Raw genomic sequence first — 16,699 nt, 5'->3', positions numbered from 1 at the left:
CGGCCCGCGCGCGGGCGCGGGACACGAGTGCTAGACTCGAACGCGGGAGATGGCATTCCTCCTGCGGTTTTTCCAACCGCCGGCTTTGTCCGGCTGATGATGCCTACGTGTCCTGGGCCGGGACGCCGTAGGCATGTTGCTTTGGCGTTCCGCTGCCCGGTTTGTCGAGCGCGCCAACCTCGCGCACGCGGCGGAGAGAGCCATGCAAGGCAGCCAGCTGACCATTTACATCGCGAACCAGAACCATCGCGTTCATCACCGTCCCATCGCCGACTGGATTCTCGACGAGGCCCACCAGGCCGGGATTGCCGGCGCGACCGTCGTCGCGGTCGCGGAGGGCGTCGATACGCAGGGGCGCTATCACGCGGCCCGTTTTTTCGAGCTCGCGGAGCAATCGGTGGCGATCACCGTGATCGCCGAGGATGCGCGCATCGACGCGCTGCTCGAACGCCTCGCGGGCGGCGGCGCGCGGCTTTTTTATACGCGCGCGCCGATCGAATTCGCGTCGCTGGGCGGCGGCGATACGGCGCCCTGAGTGCGCGAGTTGATATGGCATCCTGACCATTTCGGCGGCGAATTTAGGCGACGCATTGAGGCGGCTTAAGCCCGCGCGCCGTTGAACTAGAATGGAAACGAATCCCCGCAGGCAGTTCCGCCACGCGGCGGAGGCACGACATGCACGGCTACCAGCTCACGTTCTATACCGAACAGAATTGCCATCACGGTCATCGCACGGTGTGCGAGTGGCTGCTGCACGAGGCGAAGCAGATGGGCATTCAGGGCGCGACCGTGATTCATTGCGCGGAGGGCACGGGTCACGCGGGTGCGCGTCACGCGGCCCATCTGTTCAAGCTCGCCGATCAGCCCGTGCAGATCATTCTCGCCGTCACGGAGGACGAAGCCGGGCGCCTGCTCGATGCCGTCAAGGCCGCCAAGGTCCATGTGTTCTACACGCGCGCGCCGGTTGAGTTCGGTGTGATCGGCGCAAGCGATGCAAACGACGTCAGCGACGGGCACGCGCCGCCCGGCGAGACCAGACGCTTCGCGCTGTTCGGACGCAAGCCGCACTGAGTCCGCCGATCCAGTCGATCGTGCCGCCGCTTTTGCCGCCCTTTTGAGCAGTTGCGGCGCGCAGGCTTGTCGCATAAAATCGCCGGACGTTTGGAGATGGCATTCCTCCCGTAACCGCACCGCTTCCCGGCGGCGCTGATGATGCCTACGAGTTCCTGGGTGCAGGAGGTCGTGGGCCGTCCATGCGACGACTCCTGTCGCCCGGGTTTGACGTCGACTCAAACCTGGATCGCAATGAAATACCTGAAGTCTCTCGAATCGTTCGCGATGGTCGTGTACCTCGCGCGCTGGCTGCTGCTTTCGTGCGTGCTCGGCGCGCTCGCGGGCACCGCATCGGCGGTTTTCCTGTTCGCTCTCGATCTCGCGACCGGCACGCGCGTCGCCCATCCGTGGCTCCTGTGGCTGCTGCCGTTCGCGGGCCTCGCGACCGGCTGGGTGTATCTGCGCTTCGGCCAGTCGGTCGAAGGCGGCAATAACCTGCTCATCGACGAAATCCACGATCCGCAGAAAATCGTGCCCAAACGCATGGGCCCGCTGGTGCTGGCGGCGACCGTCGTCACGCATCTGTTCGGCGGCTCGGCGGGGCGCGAGGGCACGGCCGTGCAGATGGGCGGCGCGCTAGCCGACCGCGTCACGCAGCTGTTCGGGCTCGGCCGCGAGGATCGCCGCATCTTGCTGATGGGCGGCATCGCGGCGGGCTTCGCGTCGGTGTTCGGCACGCCGCTCGCGGGCGCGATTTTCGGGCTCGAAGTGCTCGCGATCGGGCGGCTGCGCTACGACGCGCTGCTGGTCTGCCTGGCGTCGGCGCTGGCGGCCGATCAGGTGTGCCGCCTCTGGGGCATCGAGCACACGGTCTATACGATTCCGTTCGTGCCGCACGCGTCGGCGGCCGGGTTTGCGTCGGCGATCGTGGCGGGCATCGCGTTCGGTCTCGTCGGCATGCTGTTCGCGGATTCGACGCACGCCTTGTCGGCCTTCGTGAAGCGCAAGATCGCCTGGGCGCCCGCGCGGCCTTTCGTCGGCGGCCTCGTCGTCGCGGTCGCGGCGACTTTGCTCGGCGTGCCGCAGTTTCTCGGCCTTGGCATTCCGACCATCGTCGAGGCGTTCCAGCAGCCGTTGCCGGTCTACGACTTCGCGGGCAAGTTCGCCTTCACGGTCGTCACGCTCGCGTCGGGTTTCAAGGGCGGCGAGGTCACGCCGCTGTTCTATATCGGCGCGACGCTCGGCAATGCGCTCGGCCACGTGCTCGCGCTGCCGATGCCGGTGCTGGCCGGGCTCGGTTTCGTCGCCGTGTTCGCGGGCGCGGCCAATACGCCGATCGCCTCGACGGTCATGGCGATCGAACTGTTCGGCGCCGATATCGGCGTGTATGCGGCGCTGGCCTGCGTGGTCGCGTATCTGTTTTCCGGGCACACGGGCATTTATCGCGCGCAACGCGTGGGGCAGGCGAAGCATCCGCTGTTGCCTGCGGGCGTGCGGCTTTCGGAGATTCCGGCGCTGCGCCGCGCGCGTCGTGCAGAGGCGCGTGCTGGGAGCGAAGCGAAAGAAACGCCGGGCGTTTGAAGCGGCGGGCGGTTTGACGGCGCGGGGTTTGACGTTACGGCAAGCGTCGCGTCAAATGGCGCGTGCAATGACGCAGGACCGCAAGCAAGGAGAGACTCGATGGACAAGCAGGAAGCGCCGCAAGCCACGAACGTGCTGCCCGACGCGTTGCGCGCGCATTTCGACGGCACGCAACTCGATGCGGCGATGGGCGAGGCGATCCGCCTCTCGACGGTCTCCGCCGAGGGCTGGCCGCATGGCGCGCAACTGAGCGTCGGCGAGATTCTGGCGGTGGACGCGAGCGAGTTGCTGATCGCGATCTGGCCGCAGTCGAACACCACGGCCAATCTGCGGCGCGACGGCCGCCTGACGCTCTCGCTGGTCCACGACGGCGCGATGCTGGAAATACGCGGCGAGGCGCGCGAACTCGCCGATCCGCCGCTCGATCTCGCGGTGTTTCGCGTGCGCCTCGTCTCGGTGGACGTGCATCGCGCGAAATACGCGGACGTGCTCAACGGCGTGACGTATCGCCTTCACGAACCCGAGAGCGTGCTCGCGCGCTGGCGCGCGCAGATCGCCGCGCTGCGCTCGATCGTCTGAGCGCGGCGCGGCGGGACTTTGCGGATTGGAGGGATGGGCGGTTTAGTCCTGCTTGTCCGCTCCGGTCCACGAATCGGCTTCCGTCGTGTCGCCCGCCACCGAATACAGCACCTGCGTGTTGCGCGTCTTCAGGAAATCTTCGAGCGCTTCGCCGCGCATGGCCGCGTAAATGTGCAGATTCGAGGTGCCGACCACCGCGCCGAGCTTCTCCAGCATGAAGAAAATCACGCCGTAGTGAATCAGCCCGCGCCAGTCGCGGCGGCGCACCAGATCGCGCTCTTCCTCGCTCAGACCGGCGGCTTCGAAGGTGCTTTCAGGATCGTCGAGGAAGGCGCGGCGATGCGATTCGTCGATCAGCTCGTGCAGATACTTGTTGAGCCGATACGCCTTCACGCTCGTCGCCAGATCGAACGGATAGGTGCCCGTGAGCTTCTGCGCGCCGTCGAGTTGCCGCGCCATGTGCGCGCGATGACGCGCCTGCGCCTCGCCGGGCAGTGCCGCCGCGGTGTTTTCGAGCACGAGCGTACCGATGCCCGTCATCGACGGCAGGTAGTAGCCGCTGTGCACCTTTTTCACGTTGGCCGCGAGCGCGCCGCGCATGATCAGCCACATGATGACTTCCGCGCCTTCGAGCCCGCCCAGTTCGGCGTACTCGGCGTGCGTGAGTTCCGCGAGCGCCTCGGGGTCGTTCGCGATGGCGTCCATGAACTGATGGTCCCACGGCACGTTGTTGAAACCCGCGCGCTCGCCGTGGACCTGGTGCGAGAGACCGCCCGTCGCCATCACGACCACGCGCAGATCCTCGGGATAGCTTTCGACCGCGCGGCGCAGCGCCTGGCCGAGCCGGAAGCAGCGCCGTGCGCTCGGAATCGGGAATTGCAGCACGCCGACCTGAAGCGGCACGACGCGCACGGGCCAGCCTTGGGCGTCGTGGTCGAGCAGCGCCGACATCGGCGAAAAGAAACCGTGGTCGAGCGGCTTGTCCTGGAAGAACGCCATGTCGAACTCGTCGGCCACGAGGCTGCGGGCGATGTGCTGCGCGAGCCGCGTGTCGCCGCCGATGGCGGGCAGGGCGCGCGCGCCGCCGCCTTCGTCCGCGACTTCGTAGCGGTCGCCGATGCCGAGCGCGAACGCCGAATAGTGATCGAAGAAGAACGAGGTGACGTGGTCGTTGTAGACGTAGACGATGACGTCCGGCTTCTGCTCGCGCAGCCAGCGCTTGACCGGCTCGAAGGTCGCGAAGATGGGCGCCCAGGCCGGGTCGTCCTGTTTGTGCGCGTCGAGCGCGAAACCAATGGTGGGCGTATGCGAAACGGCGATGCCGCCGACGATCGTGGCCATGAGTCTCCTCCTGCTGGCGGTTTCTTTGGGTGAATGCGCCGACTCTAAACTTGCGCGCAGGTTATGTAAATTGACTTTGTGCGCGAGTTTCCATAACCTGAGGTGATGGATTTCGACGAGACATTCGACCCCGACTGCGCGCCCGACTGCGCGCCCGGCACGCCTGCCGCGACGCGTGCGCTGATCGCCGCGCGGCTGCGTCTGCGGCACCTGAACTGCATCGTGGCGATCGCCCAGGAGCGCACGCTCGCGCGCGCCGCCGCGCGTCTGAATCTGAGTCAGCCCGCGGTGTCCAAGACGCTCGCGGAGCTGGAGCAGTGGGCGGGCGCGCGGCTCGTCGAGCGGGGCCGCAACGGCGCGGCGCTCACGGCGGCGGGCGAGCATTTTCTGCGTTATGCGCTCGATGTGCGGCGCGCCGTGGAGGCGTCGGCGTCGGCGCTCACGCGCGAGGATCTGGCGCGCGCGCAAACCGTGCGGCTCGGCGCGCTGCCCACGGTCGAGGCCGCCGTTTTACCGCCCGCGATCCTGCGTGTGCAAGCCGTCATGCCGCATCTGGGCGTGAAGATCCATTCCGGGTCGAACACCGAGTTGCTGCACGCGCTGAAGGCGGGCGAGATCGACCTGATGATCGGGCGCATGGCCGAGCCCGCGTCGATGCAGGGCGTCTCGTTCGAATATCTCTATACGGAATCGCTGGCGATGGCGGCGCGCGCCGGGCATCCGCTCGCGCGGACGGGCGCGGCGCCCGCGCTGGAGGACGCGCTCGCGTATCCGCTCGTGATCGCGGGCGAGCAGACCGCGCCGCGCCATCACACCGAGGCGTTTTTCGAGTCGCGCGGGCTGGCCTTGCCGCCGGGCTGTATCGAGACGCAGTCGGCGGCCGTGGCGCGCGCGGTGGTGCAGGCGTCGGACGCCGTGTGGATCGTGCCGCTGCGCGTGGTCGAACAGGATTTGGCGTCGGGCGCGCTGGCGCGCATCGAGGTGCCCGCGCCGCATGGCGTGGAGCCGGTCGGCATGCTGCGGCGCACGACCGTGCCGCTTTCGGAAGCGGCCCTCGCGTTCATGGAGGCGCTGCGCGAAGACGCGGGGAAGGGCGCGGTAAAAGGCGCCAGGAAAGGCGGCGGGAAAGACTAAAAGAAATTACATCTGGCGGATAGCGTTCGGGTAGAGCGCATCGCTTAATCTGCGTGCATTCCATCACGGAGCCGCGATGCTCATGCGGATAAGCCCATGCGACGTCTCTCCCGAATCCTGGTCGCGCTGATTGCGACGTGCTGCAGTGTGTCCGCCTTTGCCGCGCCGCGTTTGACGCCGCAGCAGTGCGCGGATTATCCGTTCAAGCCGGTCGCCGCCGGCAAGGTCACGCATAAGCAACTGATGCGCGAACTCGGCGAGCTGGAGGCCCGGGGTTACGAACCGGGCTCCGATGACGCCATTTATCCGAGCGATCTGCAAGCCGCCGAAAAGCAGTTGCATATCGATTACCGCGCGCAATGCCGTCCGGCCCGCGGGACCTGACGGCTTGCTCGCCACGCATTGCGCGTGACGGCGTTTAGAACGCGATCGCCACGCCGAACATCGCCACGAACTGATTCCCGGTCGACGACGGCGTCGTGTTCTGCGAGTCGCCGACTGCCGCCTGCGCGTCGATGATGTCGCCCGCGCCGTTCGCGCCGAGCGTCTTGCCCGAGGCGTGCTGGTACGCCTGGATCGTGTAGAGCGTGGTGCGCTTCGAGAGGTGATACAGCTCGCGCAGCGAGATCTGCTGATAGCGCGCCGCGTCGTGAATGCCGTTCGCCGCCGACGCGCGCGTGTAGCTGTAGCCGCCCGACACTTCGAACGGCGTGCTCACGCGATAGCTGACGAGCGCGCCGTAGGTGTTGAACACGGCGGTGTCGGTGAACATCGAATGCGAACCGGGGCGATAGAGCACGTTCGAGTAGTTCACGCCGAACAGCAGGTTGCCGACCGTGTACGTCGCCAGCGCCGCGAAGTGCTGCACCGCGCGCGCCGAGAGGTAGCCTTGATTCACGACCGAATGCGGGAACGTCGCGCTCGCGGACGTATCGAAACCGCCCGTGTATTCGCTCGTGTTTTCCATCCGCAGATAACCGGCCGCGACCGACAGCGGGCCGCCGTCGTAGCGCAGCGCCGCGCTGATCAGGTTGCCGCTCTGCATGCTGCCGGGCTGGCCGCCGAAGCCGTACTGCACGCTGCCGCGCACGCCCGCAATGGTCGGCGAGGTATAGGTGACCGAACTGTTCGCGCGGATGTCCGTATCGAAGCCGTCGATGTCGCCGGGGTGCGCGCCCGTCGCGCCGGTCAGGTAGGTGACCGGGCCGAGCGTGCCCGCGAGCAGGTAATACGGCGTGTACTGGCGGCCCATCGTGAGCGTGCCGAGATGGCTGTCCTGCAGGCCGACGAACGCGTAGCGGTTGAACGCGAGGCCCGCCGACTGCTGCGCGCCGGTGCCCGGATCGAAGCCTTCCTGCAAGTCGAAAATCGCATTGAGCGTCGAGCTGAGCGCCTCGGAACCCTTGAAGCCGAACTTCGAGGCGTAGAGGTTGCCGTTACGCATATAGACGTTCGAATGACCGCCCTGGTTGTTCGCGTAGGAGATGGCTTCGTCGACATTGCCGTACAGCGTCAGGCTGCTTTGCGCATGCGCCGTTTGCGACAGCATCGCCGCGCACATCAGGAGCGAGCCGCTCCAGAAAAGGTGTTCTGTTTTCATGACTATGGTCGCGAAGTTTGCGATACCGCTGTCTTCGTCGTGTTTTTGAGGGTGTCTTCACGCGCAAGCCCCCGCCGGTCTGGTCGACGGCGGGGGCTCGCTATTTCATTTTGAACCGAGTGGTTAAAAGCGGGGCGGCAAGTCTCACTGACGCCCCGCTTCGATGTCCGGCTCGCGGCTCAGCTTAGTGGCTGTCCGGCAGTGCGTAGGCGATCACATAATCGCCGCGATCCGGCGACTGACGCGCGCCGCCCGCCGAGATCACGATGTACTGCTTGCCGTCGATCGTGTAGCTCATCGGCGTGCCCTGGCTGCCCACCGGCAGACGCGCCTTCCAGACTTCCTTGCCGGTCGAGCTGTCGAACGCGCGCAGGTAGTAGTCCTGCGTCGCCGCGAAGAACACCAGACCGCCGCCCGTCGTCAGCGAACCGCCGATGGTCGGCATGCCGATCGGCGTGGGCATGTGCATCTGCACGCCATACAGACGCGTGTCCTTGACCGTGCCGAGCGGCACTTGCCATGCGACGCTGCGCGTCTTCAGGTCGACGGCCGTGAGGCTGCCGAACGGCGGCTTCTGGCACGGAATGCCCAGCGGCGAGAAGAAGCGGTCCTTGGTGACCGAGTACGGCGTGCCGCCGAGCGGCACCGCGCCCATGCCCGCGTTGACGGCTTCGTTACCGTCCGAGGGGCCGCCGCGCTGCTTTTCCTTCACGAGATGCACCCAGAGGCCAAGGCGCATGTCGTTCACGTAGATCATGCCGGCGTTCGGGTCATACGACAGACCGCCCCAGTTCATGCCGCCGAGCGAGCCCGGGAAGCTGAGCGCGTAGTCGGTGTCCGGCGCGGTGAACAGGCCGTCGTAGCGCATGCCGCGGAACGTGATACGGCACATCAGCTGGTCGATCGGCGTGACGCCCCACATGTCGGCGTCCTTGAGCACTTCGGCGCCGATCTGCGGCATGCCCACGGAGAGCGGCTGCGTCTTCGAGTACGGCTCGTTCGGGATCGTCGCCGGCTTGACCGGATGCTCGACGACCTTCGTCAGCGGCTTGCCGGTCGCGCGGTCGAGCACGAACAGCTGGCCCATCTTGGTGCCGACGATCAGCGCCGGCACCTTCTTGCCGTCTTCCATCGGGAAGTCGATCAGCGTCGGCTGCATCGGCACGTCGTAGTCCCAGAGGTCGTGGTGGACGGTCTGGAAGTGCCACTTTTCTGCGCCGGTGCTGGCGTCGAGCGCGAGGATCGAGCCGCCGTACTTCTCGTCGAGCGCGGTGCGCTTGACGCCCCACAGGTCAATTGCCGCGTTGCCGACCGGCATGTAGACGGTGTTCGACGTCGCGTCGTAGGTCATCGGCGCCCACACGTTCGGCGTCGAACGCGTGAAGGTCTTGCCCGTGGCCGGTGCGGCGTGGTCTTCCGGCTGGCCCGGATCGAACGCCCACTTCATCTTGCCCGTCATCACGTCGAAGCCGCGGATCACGCCGCCCGGCATGTCGAGCGAGACGTTGTCGGCCACGCGGCCGCCCACGACCACGGTCGTACCCGCGACGGTCGGCGCCGAGGTGAGCTGGTACAGCGGGCTCTTGGCCTTGCCCAGACCCGCCTTCAGGTCGATGATGCCGTGATCGCCGAAGTCGTCGCAGAGCTTGCCGGTGTCGGCGTCGAGCGCGACGAGCTTGGCGTCGATCGTGTTCATATAGATGCGGCGGCGGCACACGGCCGGATCGCCCGAAGCGGCGATCGGCGTGACCGGCGTCGAGCCGGCGACCGTCGGCTGCACCAGCGGCAGGCTCGCGTCGAAATACGCGAGACCGCGGCAGCGCACCCAGACCGTGGTCTTGGTCGGGAATTCATGGCGCCACTTTTCGGTGCCGTTGGCGGCGTTCACCGCGATCACCGTGTTATGCGGCGAGCACAGGAACAGCGTCTTGCCGACCTGCAGCGGCGTTTCCTGGTCTTCCGAGCCGCCGCCGTCCGGGCTGAGCGGCGTGTCGCCGGTGTGGAAGGTCCACGCGACCTGGAGGTCCTTGACGTTGTCGCGCGTGATCTGCGTGTAGCCCGCAAAGCGGTCGCCGCCGTCCGAGTGGCCGTACGCGGTCCAGTCGCCCTTGCCCGCGGTGCCCGCGACCGGCGCGGTTTCCACGCCGAACTTGCCGTGCGGCACGAACATGCCCCAGACGAAGCCGCCGTTCACGACGAGCAGCAGGGCGGCGATGCCCCAGGCCGCGCCGCGCGCCGGCGACTTGCCTTCGCCCTTGCGCAGCACCGGCCAGATCGGCGCGAGCAGCATGCCGATCATCGAGAACATGAAGACGCGCGTGTTGAGCGGCCAGAAGTCGAAGCCGACTTCCCACAGCGCCCACAGCACGGTGGCGATCAGCATGACGAGGTAAATCGGGAACGCGCTGGCGCGGCGGCGCGCGAGCTGGACGCCCGTTGCGCAGAGCGCGAGGCCGGCGAGCAGGTAATACCAGCTGCCGCCGCGCGCGATCAGCATGCCGCCGCCGATCGTGAAATACAGGCCGAGCACCAGCCCGACGAGGCCCGCGAGGGTCAAGCCCACGCGCACCGCTTTGCACATCTTTTGTTTATCTGAATCTGAAGGTTGCTTCGACATCGCTCTTTCTCGTTGTGACGCTCAAGTTCATCCGCGCCAGGCTTCGCAAGGTCCGACGTCATTGAGGGACAAAGCGTCGCACCGACTTCTAGATTAACTACTTGGTACATTTTATTGCTAAAATCGAAATCTTGCCGGGAAACGTGCAGGGGTGTCGGGGTATTGGTACACCGACGCGCGTGAGCACGCTGCGTATCGGGTCTGATGAATGGGTCGGGGAGTGTGTCGATCCGGCTTTGGAGGCCGATCGCGGCGGTGCGTCATGGCGGCATCGTGGCGGTGCACGCGGGCATTAATCAGTCATCCTGATGGTGTGTTCGCGGGAAAACACGGTGCCAGCCGGGGCGAATCTGCGAAACTGAAATTCAGAATGCGTAATAAAAAAGGCGCGACCGCATGAGCGGCCGCGCCTTTTTTATGCGTCACGCGGGCATTGGAGAGACCTTCACGTGCGCTGCGCGTAGACGTTGCACCAGGCATCGGCGGCAACCGACTTGCCGGGGAACATCGGGCACGGTCCGGCGGCGTCGGCGGCCGCGCCCGTATAGAAGCGGCAGTTCGCGCAGCGCTGACCGGCCTGAAACTTCGGGAATTTCGCGGCATCGACGCTCGCGGCCTTGCTGCGGTAGCCGAGCGTTTTCGCGGCGCTGTCGTTTTCGTCGACGAGGGCAGGCGCGGCGAACGCGGGCGCGCCGGTGGCGAGCGCGGCGCACAGGCCCGCGGCCTGAAGCAGAAAAATCCGGCGATGAGGGTTGGGCATAGCGTGATCCTGAAAAGACGTGGGGCGTATCGTGGGTTGATCGTGGGCGAATAAGGGCGTCAGTGGCGCGGGCCCGCGTTGAGCGGCGTGGTCGAGCCGAGCGCGGCGTCGGACGTGAGCTTCGCGCTGCTCGCGTCATAGCCGTTCGTGTAGAGCAGGAAGGCCATCAGATCGGCGTAATCCTGATCGCTCATCTTGCCGGGGCGGTCGGCGGGCATATTGGTCGACATGTACTGATAAATGCCGCCGATCGTCAGATGCGAGTTCGCCGCCGGCGCGAACGCGGGGCCGCTCAAGGCGGGCGCGTTGATGCCTTCGAGTTGCGCGCCGTGGCACTTCGCGCAGGAATCGGCGTAGAGATGCTGGCCGTGCGCGACCTGCTCCTGGTCGAACGACGGCGCGGCGCCGCCCGTGCTCGCCGAGACCTTGACGATCATCGGCGCCATGCCGCCGCGCGCGGCGCGCATGACGGGCCAGGCCGCCGTCGCCGTGCGCAGCGTAGCCCGAGCGGGCGCAGGCGATCGCGCGGAGGAGGCCATCGCGTCGGGCGGCAGCGTCCAGCCGCGCGTGATGGCCGCGAGACGGCCGTCGCCCTGCAACTGCGCGAGCGCGGCGTCGATGCGCGTCTGCAACGGACGCATCGCGGCACCGGCGGCGAACACGAGGTTCCAGTCGGCATACGGCGAGGGCGCGGCGGCGACATCGAAGCGCGCGCCCGGATGCGCGCGCTGATAGGCAACCACGGCTGGATACCAGACGATGGCGCGCTGCGCGCGTCCTTTCGCCAGCGCCTCGACGGTCAGCGCCGAGGTGTTTTCCAGATCGAAGCGCGCGTTCTTCTGCTGCACGGCGATCAACTGTGAAGGGCTCGAATACGTGGCCGCGATGGTTTCCTTGCCGTCGGCGGCCGGGGCCGCGTGAGCGTGGCGCAGCGTGACGCTCACGTAGCCCGATCGCAGATAACCCTGCGAAAAGACCATCTGCGTGCCCGAGGCGTCGGCGATGCTGGAGCGCGGGAAGCCCGCGACCACGTCGCAGTCGCGTCCGAGCGCGGCGGACAGTTCGTGGGCGGAGATGCCGTCGTCGCCGCCGTCGTCGTCGATGCCGCGCGCGACGAAGGTCGCGTCGACACCGGCGGTCTTGAGCACGGCGCGCGCGACCGCCTGGTCGAGCGCCGCCGAGGGGCTACCTGGCAGCGTGCAGACGCGCACCGGCTGCGCGGCGCGCGCCGAAGTTTGCGCGCCCGCGGCGAGCGCCGCGAGCAGGGCCAGCGTCGTCGCGTGGGCGAGGGGGGGGGGTCGGGTAGTCATGGTCGTGCGTTCCAGAGAAGGCGGGAGCGCCGCGCGCGACGTCGAACGTCGGTGTGCGCGCGGCGCGGTCAGGCCGGGTTTAGCCGCGATCGAGTGCGAACACGTAGAGCGTGCCGCCGCGCGGAACGTCCTTCGCGATGTCGGCCATCGGGCCGCCCCAGATCGGATTCGCGCCGCCGTAGCCGGCGAGCACCGCGACGTATTCCTTGCCGTCGACTTCGAACACGGACGGCTGCGCGATGATGCCGCTCGCGAGTTGCGGGCTTTCCCACAGCACCTTGCCCGTGGCGATATCGAACGCGTAGAGGTGGCCGTCGAGCGAGCCGCTGAACGCGAGGCCGCTCGCCGTGGTCGCCACGCCGCCGTTCCAGGGCATCTTGCTCCAGTGGCCCCAGATCTTCTTGCCGGTATTCACGTCGATGGCCTGCAACTCGCCATAGCCTTCGCTGCCCGGCTCCGGCTTGATCTCGAAGCCTTCGCCGAGATAGGGCAGCCCCTCCATATAGCTGACCGACTTGCCCGAAAGGCTCATGCACGCGTGCAGCGACGGCACCACGGCGATATGCCGTTCGGGGTCGTAGGACACCGACCACCAGTTCTTGCCGCCGAGGAAGCTCGGGCAGGTGTCGATCGTGGTGCCGGCCTTCGGATACTTCGACGCGTCCTGCACGGGCTTGCCATCGGCCGTATAGCCCGTCACCGAGGTCGCCTTCACGAACGGCTCGGCGTAGATCAGCTTGCCGGTCTTGCGGTCGATCGCGTGGAAAAAGCCGTTGCGGTCGGCGTGGATGATGGCGTCGTAGTCCTTGCCCTTGTACTGGATGTTGGCGAGCACCGGCGTATTCACGCCGTCGTAGTCCCAGGTGTCGTTGCTCGTGTACTGGTAGTGCCACTTGAGCTTGCCGTTCTTCGGGTCGAGCGCGAGCAGCGAGTCGGAGTAGAGGTTGTCGCCGGGACGCAGCGCCGCGAGCCACGGGCCGGGATTGCCCACGCCCCAGTAGAGCGTCTTGCTGGCGGCGTCGTAGGTGCCGGTCAGCCAGGCCGCGCCGCCGCCATGCGCCTGCATGCCGTCGGGCCAGGTGTCGGCGCCTTTCTCGCCGGAGCCGGGCACGGTGTAGCGCTTCCAGACGATCGAGCCGTCGTCGGGACTGAGCGCCGCGATATAGCCGCGAATGCCGTATTCGCCGCCCGAGGTGCCGACCACGATCGAGCCGTCGAGTGCGAGCGGCGCGAGCGAGAACGCGTAGCCGAGGCCCGGCTCGAACATCTGCTTCTTCCACACGACGCTGCCGGTCTGCGCGTCGAGCGCGGCGATTTCGCCGTTCAGCATCGCCACGTAAACGTTCTTGCCATACAGCGCGACGCCGCGATTGACCACATCGCAGCACGCCGTCTTGAACGACTCCGCACCGAGCTTCGGCTCGTATTTCCAGAGCTGCGTGCCCGTCTTCGCATCGAACGCATAGACGTTGTCCTTCGGTGTGCTGACGAAAAGATAATTGCCGTTGACGATCGGCGTGGCCTCGAAACCCTGCTTCAGTTCGGCGGGGAACTGATAGCTCCAGGCCTGTTTGAGCTGGCCGACGTTCGAGGCGTCGATCTGCTTGAGCGGCGAATGCGACTGGCCGCTGTAGGTGCGGTAGTAGGTGAGCCAGCCCGGATCGCTCTGCGCCTGGGTCAGCCGGTCATAAGTCACGGGCGGATAGTCCGAGGCGGCATCCACCGCGCCCGCAGTCAGGGCCATCGCCGCCGCGATGCCCATCGAGCAGGTCGCCAGCCGGCTTGCCGCAGCCGAGCGTCTCTTCATCATCGTCTCCAGAAGTATTTGTGGGCGCACGGCCGGTAGCGGGTGGGTCGATGTGAAGAAGTCGGTGCCGTTCCGGGTGCGCTGCCCGTTTTGCAAGTCGTGTGCCATTGCGCCGGAAGCCGCGTGTGGCTTGCGTTGCGCGCGGATCGCGCGGGGCTCGCGCGCGGCGGCGGCGTGCGCCGATGTGTTGCATTCCGCAACACGTGTGTGCCGAAGGTGTTGGAGAACGTGACAGTCGCGGCGGCGCGTATCGGCTTGGCTTCGCGCGGGCGCGGTTGCGCGCGCTGGCACGGTCCTGGCTAGATCACGGCGGCGCATGGGCGCGAACACAAAGGCATGCAACGACATGCACACGACAAGACGGAGACGATGTTGATCACCACGCGGCAGGAGAACAGGCGCTGGCGCGCGAGACGCCGCGTGCGCGCCGCGCTCGGCGTTACGCTGGCCTTAGGCGCGGGCGCGAGCGAGGCGCAATCGACGCAGACCGATACACCGGCCGCCGCGCCCACGATGCTGCCGGGCATCGTCGTGATCGGCACCACGCCGCTGCTCGGCATCGGCACGCCGCTCGCGAAAGTGCCCGCCAACGTGCAGACCGTGCGTGCGCAGGACATCGCGACGCAACACCGCGAAACGCTCACCGATTACTTCGCGGCCAATCTGCCGGGCGTGAGCGTGTCGGATGCCCAGGGCAACCCGTTTCAGATGAACCTGAACTATCGCGGCTTCACGGCCTCCCCATTGCTTGGGACCCCTGAGGGAATTTCCGTATTCGTCGATGGCGTTCGCGTGAACGAGCCGTTCGGCGATATCGTCAACTGGGATCTGATTCCTGTCCTCGCCATCGACAAGGTGCAATTGATTCCGGGCTCGAATCCCGTCTACGGACTCAATACGCTCGGCGGCGCGGTGGCGATCACGACGAAGAACGGCCGCGCGAATCCCGGCGGCGGCGTCGATGTGTCGGGCGGTTCGTGGGGACGCAAGAGCGCGCAGATCGAGCAGGGCGGCACGCTTGGTCCGCATCTCGACTATTACGCCGCCGCGAACGTGACCAACGACAACGGCTGGGCCGATCACAACGCGAGCCGCGTGCGCCAGGGCTTCGGCAAGCTGCGCTACAGCGACGACGACACGACGCTCTCGCTCTCGGCCAGCGGCGCGGACAACCAGCTGTACGGCAGCCAGACGATCCCGCGCTCGTTCCTCGACAATCCGCGTCAGGCCTACACGTTTCCCGATCTCAACCGCAACAGCGCGGGCACGCTCACGCTCTCGGGCGAACATTTCTTCAACGACAACGTGGAGCTGAGCGGCAACGCGTACTACCGGCATCTGCGCAGCGAGAACATCAGCAGCAACAACAACACCGACTACGGTTCCATCGACGACGACGGCAACGTGAACACGCTACAGGGCAGCAACGTCGATTCGATCGTCAGCACGGACAGTTACGGCGCGAGCCTGCAACTCACGCTGCTCGGCAAGCTGGGCGGCATCGGCAGTCAACTGGTCGCGGGCGTGGCCGCCGACTTCGCGAACTCGCACTACACGGCGTCGTCGCAGGATGCGTATTTCACGGCCGACCGCGCGGCCGTCGGCATCGGTGGCTTCGCGCCGCAGACCGATGCGAAAACGCGCAATGCGAACTACGGTGTCTATCTGAGCGAGATGCTGTCGCTCACGCCGCAATGGACGCTCACGCTCTCGGGCCGCTACGACTGGTCGAGCGCGCGTATCGGCGACGAAAGCGGTGTGCAGCCGCTGCTCGACGGCTATCACACGTTCTCGCGCTTCAATCCGGCGGTGGGGATCAACTGGAATCCGCTTGCGTCTGTCACGTTTTACGCGGCCTATAACGAAGGCATGCGCGCGCCCACGGCCATCGAACTGGCCTGCGCCGATCCCGCCGCGCCGTGCTCCTTGCCGAACGATTTTGTCGCGGACCCGGCGCTGCAACCGGTCGTCTCGAAGACCTTCGAAGCGGGCGCGCGCGGCCATTTGGGCGCGGCCACGACGTGGAGCGCGGCGGTCTACAGCACGACGCTGTCCAACGATATCGAGTTCGTGAGCGTGGCGGGCAGCTCGCAGGGCTATTTCCAGAATGTCGGCAAGACGCGGCGGCAGGGGCTCGAACTCGCGGGACACACGGTGATCGGCCGCGTGGGCATCGGTCTGAACTACACCTATGTGGACGCGACCTATCGCTCGACATGGACCGAGCAGAGCCCCGCGAATTCGGCCGCCGACGCCAACGGCATCGTGACGGTGCATCCCGGCGATCACGTGCCGGGCATTCCCACGCAGATGCTCAAGCTGCGGCTCGATTACGCGGCCACGGCGCAGTGGGACATCGGTGCGAATGTCACGTGGCGCAGCGGTGTGTACGCTCAGGGAGATGAAAATAATCAGGATTCCAATGGAAAAATTGCGGGCTATGTGCTCGTCGATCTCGATACGCGCTATCGCGTGACAAAACGCCTGGAGGTCTATGCGAACGTGACGAATCTCTTCAATCGCCATTACGCGAGCTTCGGCGTGCTCGGGCAGAACTTCTTCAACGGGCCGGGCCATGCGTTCGACGGCGCGAATCCCGTCAACGAGCAGTTCGTCGGGCCTGGTGCGCCGCGCGGCGTGTGGGTCGGGCTGCATTACGCGTGGGATTAAGCAGGCGATCGACTAAGCACGCGCTGGCGTTATGCATATCCCGCTATGACGCTGCGAGCGCGCGAGTGGGGGTGAGTCCGCATATCGGCATGCGGGCTTTTTGCGGTATTACACAGGCTGGCGAACGCGCGCCGCCGGTGTCCTCTCGCACCGCGCCGCGAAACATACAGTTCGCTTACGCAATGCGTTGCGCGTCGCGCGCGTGTTGGATCACGAGGTCGCTGGCCGCCATACGATGGCCCGGACC

General features: G+C 66.6%; 13 protein-coding genes and 2 riboswitches. Of the genes, 7 read left to right on the top strand and 6 right to left on the bottom strand.

Annotated elements, in window-relative coordinates; all coding sequences use genetic code 11:
• The first annotated feature begins 36 nt into the window (after positions 1 to 36).
• Positions 37 to 113: riboswitch (Fluoride riboswitch) on the top strand.
• Positions 114 to 202: 89 nt separating this feature from the next.
• The 4 genes from LDO54_RS29675 to LDO54_RS29660 all read left to right on the top strand — a co-directional run bounded on the left by LDO54_RS29675 (position 203) and on the right by LDO54_RS29660 (position 3,213).
• Positions 203 to 535 (top strand): DUF190 domain-containing protein, encoded by a 333-nt coding sequence (locus tag LDO54_RS29675; RefSeq protein WP_224014732.1) that lies wholly within the window; start codon positions 203 to 205, stop codon positions 533 to 535.
• A 140-nt stretch (positions 536 to 675) separates the two neighbouring features.
• Positions 676 to 1,071 (top strand): DUF190 domain-containing protein, encoded by a 396-nt coding sequence (locus LDO54_RS29670; protein ID WP_224014730.1) that lies wholly within the window; start codon positions 676 to 678, stop codon positions 1,069 to 1,071.
• A gap of 83 nt (positions 1,072 to 1,154) precedes the next feature.
• Positions 1,155 to 1,226, top strand: a riboswitch (Fluoride riboswitch).
• Positions 1,227 to 1,305: 79 nt separating this feature from the next.
• Positions 1,306 to 2,634, top strand: coding sequence for a voltage-gated chloride channel family protein (locus LDO54_RS29665; RefSeq protein ID WP_224014728.1), 1,329 nt, complete (start codon positions 1,306 to 1,308; stop codon positions 2,632 to 2,634).
• Positions 2,635 to 2,733: 99 nt separating this feature from the next.
• Entirely contained in the window at positions 2,734 to 3,213 is a 480-nt protein-coding gene (locus tag LDO54_RS29660; protein ID WP_224014726.1) for a pyridoxamine 5'-phosphate oxidase family protein, read from the top strand.
• Positions 3,214 to 3,255: 42 nt separating this feature from the next.
• Here LDO54_RS29660 and LDO54_RS29655 read toward each other — a convergent pair whose 3' ends face one another.
• Positions 3,256 to 4,554 (bottom strand): gallate dioxygenase, encoded by a 1,299-nt coding sequence (locus tag LDO54_RS29655; protein WP_224014724.1) that lies wholly within the window; start codon positions 4,552 to 4,554, stop codon positions 3,256 to 3,258.
• A gap of 105 nt (positions 4,555 to 4,659) precedes the next feature.
• Between LDO54_RS29655 and LDO54_RS29650 the strand changes: the two genes are divergently transcribed.
• Positions 4,660 to 5,688 carry a LysR substrate-binding domain-containing protein gene (locus LDO54_RS29650; protein WP_224014722.1) on the top strand — a complete coding sequence of 343 codons (1,029 nt, stop codon included), beginning with the start codon at positions 4,660 to 4,662 and terminating at the stop codon, positions 5,686 to 5,688.
• A gap of 96 nt (positions 5,689 to 5,784) precedes the next feature.
• Positions 5,785 to 6,072, top strand: a complete 288-nt coding sequence (locus LDO54_RS29645) for a DUF4148 domain-containing protein (protein ID WP_224014720.1) — start codon at positions 5,785 to 5,787, stop codon at positions 6,070 to 6,072.
• 34 nt (positions 6,073 to 6,106) lie between these two features.
• On the opposite strand, the gene LDO54_RS29640 is transcribed toward LDO54_RS29645, so the two are convergent.
• The 5 genes from LDO54_RS29640 to LDO54_RS29620 all read right to left on the bottom strand — a co-directional run bounded on the left by LDO54_RS29640 (position 6,107) and on the right by LDO54_RS29620 (position 13,782).
• The gene (locus LDO54_RS29640) at positions 6,107 to 7,288 is read right to left on the bottom strand and encodes a porin (RefSeq protein ID WP_224014718.1); all 1,182 of its coding nucleotides are present in this window, start codon (positions 7,286 to 7,288) and stop codon (positions 6,107 to 6,109) included.
• A gap of 184 nt (positions 7,289 to 7,472) precedes the next feature.
• Positions 7,473 to 9,905 carry a membrane-bound PQQ-dependent dehydrogenase, glucose/quinate/shikimate family gene (locus LDO54_RS29635; RefSeq protein ID WP_415774530.1) on the bottom strand — a complete coding sequence of 811 codons (2,433 nt, stop codon included), beginning with the start codon at positions 9,903 to 9,905 and terminating at the stop codon, positions 7,473 to 7,475.
• A 445-nt stretch (positions 9,906 to 10,350) separates the two neighbouring features.
• The gene (locus LDO54_RS29630) at positions 10,351 to 10,665 is read right to left on the bottom strand and encodes a high-potential iron-sulfur protein (protein WP_224014714.1); all 315 of its coding nucleotides are present in this window, start codon (positions 10,663 to 10,665) and stop codon (positions 10,351 to 10,353) included.
• Positions 10,666 to 10,724: 59 nt separating this feature from the next.
• Positions 10,725 to 11,975 (bottom strand): c-type cytochrome, encoded by a 1,251-nt coding sequence (locus LDO54_RS29625; RefSeq protein ID WP_224014712.1) that lies wholly within the window; start codon positions 11,973 to 11,975, stop codon positions 10,725 to 10,727.
• A 79-nt stretch (positions 11,976 to 12,054) separates the two neighbouring features.
• Positions 12,055 to 13,782, bottom strand: coding sequence for a methanol/ethanol family PQQ-dependent dehydrogenase (locus tag LDO54_RS29620; protein ID WP_224015204.1), 1,728 nt, complete (start codon positions 13,780 to 13,782; stop codon positions 12,055 to 12,057).
• Between the two features lie 336 nt (positions 13,783 to 14,118).
• Between LDO54_RS29620 and LDO54_RS29615 the strand changes: the two genes are divergently transcribed.
• Positions 14,119 to 16,452, top strand: coding sequence for a TonB-dependent receptor (locus tag LDO54_RS29615; protein WP_436975714.1), 2,334 nt, complete (start codon positions 14,119 to 14,121; stop codon positions 16,450 to 16,452).
• Positions 16,453 to 16,699 lie beyond the last annotated feature (247 nt).

The sequence above is a fragment of the Paraburkholderia tropica genome (genome assembly GCF_914484835.1).
GTDB lineage: Bacteria > Pseudomonadota > Gammaproteobacteria > Burkholderiales > Burkholderiaceae > Paraburkholderia > Paraburkholderia tropica_A.
Note: the sequence above shows the minus strand (reverse complement) of the source record. Positions and strands in the feature narration are given on the sequence as shown.

Excerpts from the sequence above, each read along its gene's own strand:
- LDO54_RS29615 (WP_436975714.1), top strand. The coding sequence starts at position 14,119 with ATGCAACGACATGCACACGACAAGACGGAGACGATGTTGATCACCACG.
- LDO54_RS29655 (WP_224014724.1), bottom strand. The coding sequence starts at position 4,554 with ATGGCCACGATCGTCGGCGGCATCGCCGTTTCGCATACGCCCACCATT.
- LDO54_RS29620 (WP_224015204.1), bottom strand. The coding sequence starts at position 13,782 with ATGAAGAGACGCTCGGCTGCGGCAAGCCGGCTGGCGACCTGCTCGATG.
- LDO54_RS29630 (WP_224014714.1), bottom strand. The coding sequence starts at position 10,665 with ATGCCCAACCCTCATCGCCGGATTTTTCTGCTTCAGGCCGCGGGCCTG.
- LDO54_RS29660 (WP_224014726.1), top strand. The coding sequence starts at position 2,734 with ATGGACAAGCAGGAAGCGCCGCAAGCCACGAACGTGCTGCCCGACGCG.
- LDO54_RS29650 (WP_224014722.1), top strand. The coding sequence starts at position 4,660 with ATGGATTTCGACGAGACATTCGACCCCGACTGCGCGCCCGACTGCGCG.
- LDO54_RS29665 (WP_224014728.1), top strand. The coding sequence starts at position 1,306 with ATGAAATACCTGAAGTCTCTCGAATCGTTCGCGATGGTCGTGTACCTC.
- LDO54_RS29645 (WP_224014720.1), top strand. The coding sequence starts at position 5,785 with ATGCGACGTCTCTCCCGAATCCTGGTCGCGCTGATTGCGACGTGCTGC.
- LDO54_RS29640 (WP_224014718.1), bottom strand. The coding sequence starts at position 7,288 with ATGAAAACAGAACACCTTTTCTGGAGCGGCTCGCTCCTGATGTGCGCG.
- LDO54_RS29625 (WP_224014712.1), bottom strand. The coding sequence starts at position 11,975 with ATGACTACCCGACCCCCCCCCCTCGCCCACGCGACGACGCTGGCCCTG.
- LDO54_RS29635 (WP_415774530.1), bottom strand. The coding sequence starts at position 9,905 with ATGTCGAAGCAACCTTCAGATTCAGATAAACAAAAGATGTGCAAAGCG.
- LDO54_RS29675 (WP_224014732.1), top strand. The coding sequence starts at position 203 with ATGCAAGGCAGCCAGCTGACCATTTACATCGCGAACCAGAACCATCGC.
- LDO54_RS29670 (WP_224014730.1), top strand. The coding sequence starts at position 676 with ATGCACGGCTACCAGCTCACGTTCTATACCGAACAGAATTGCCATCAC.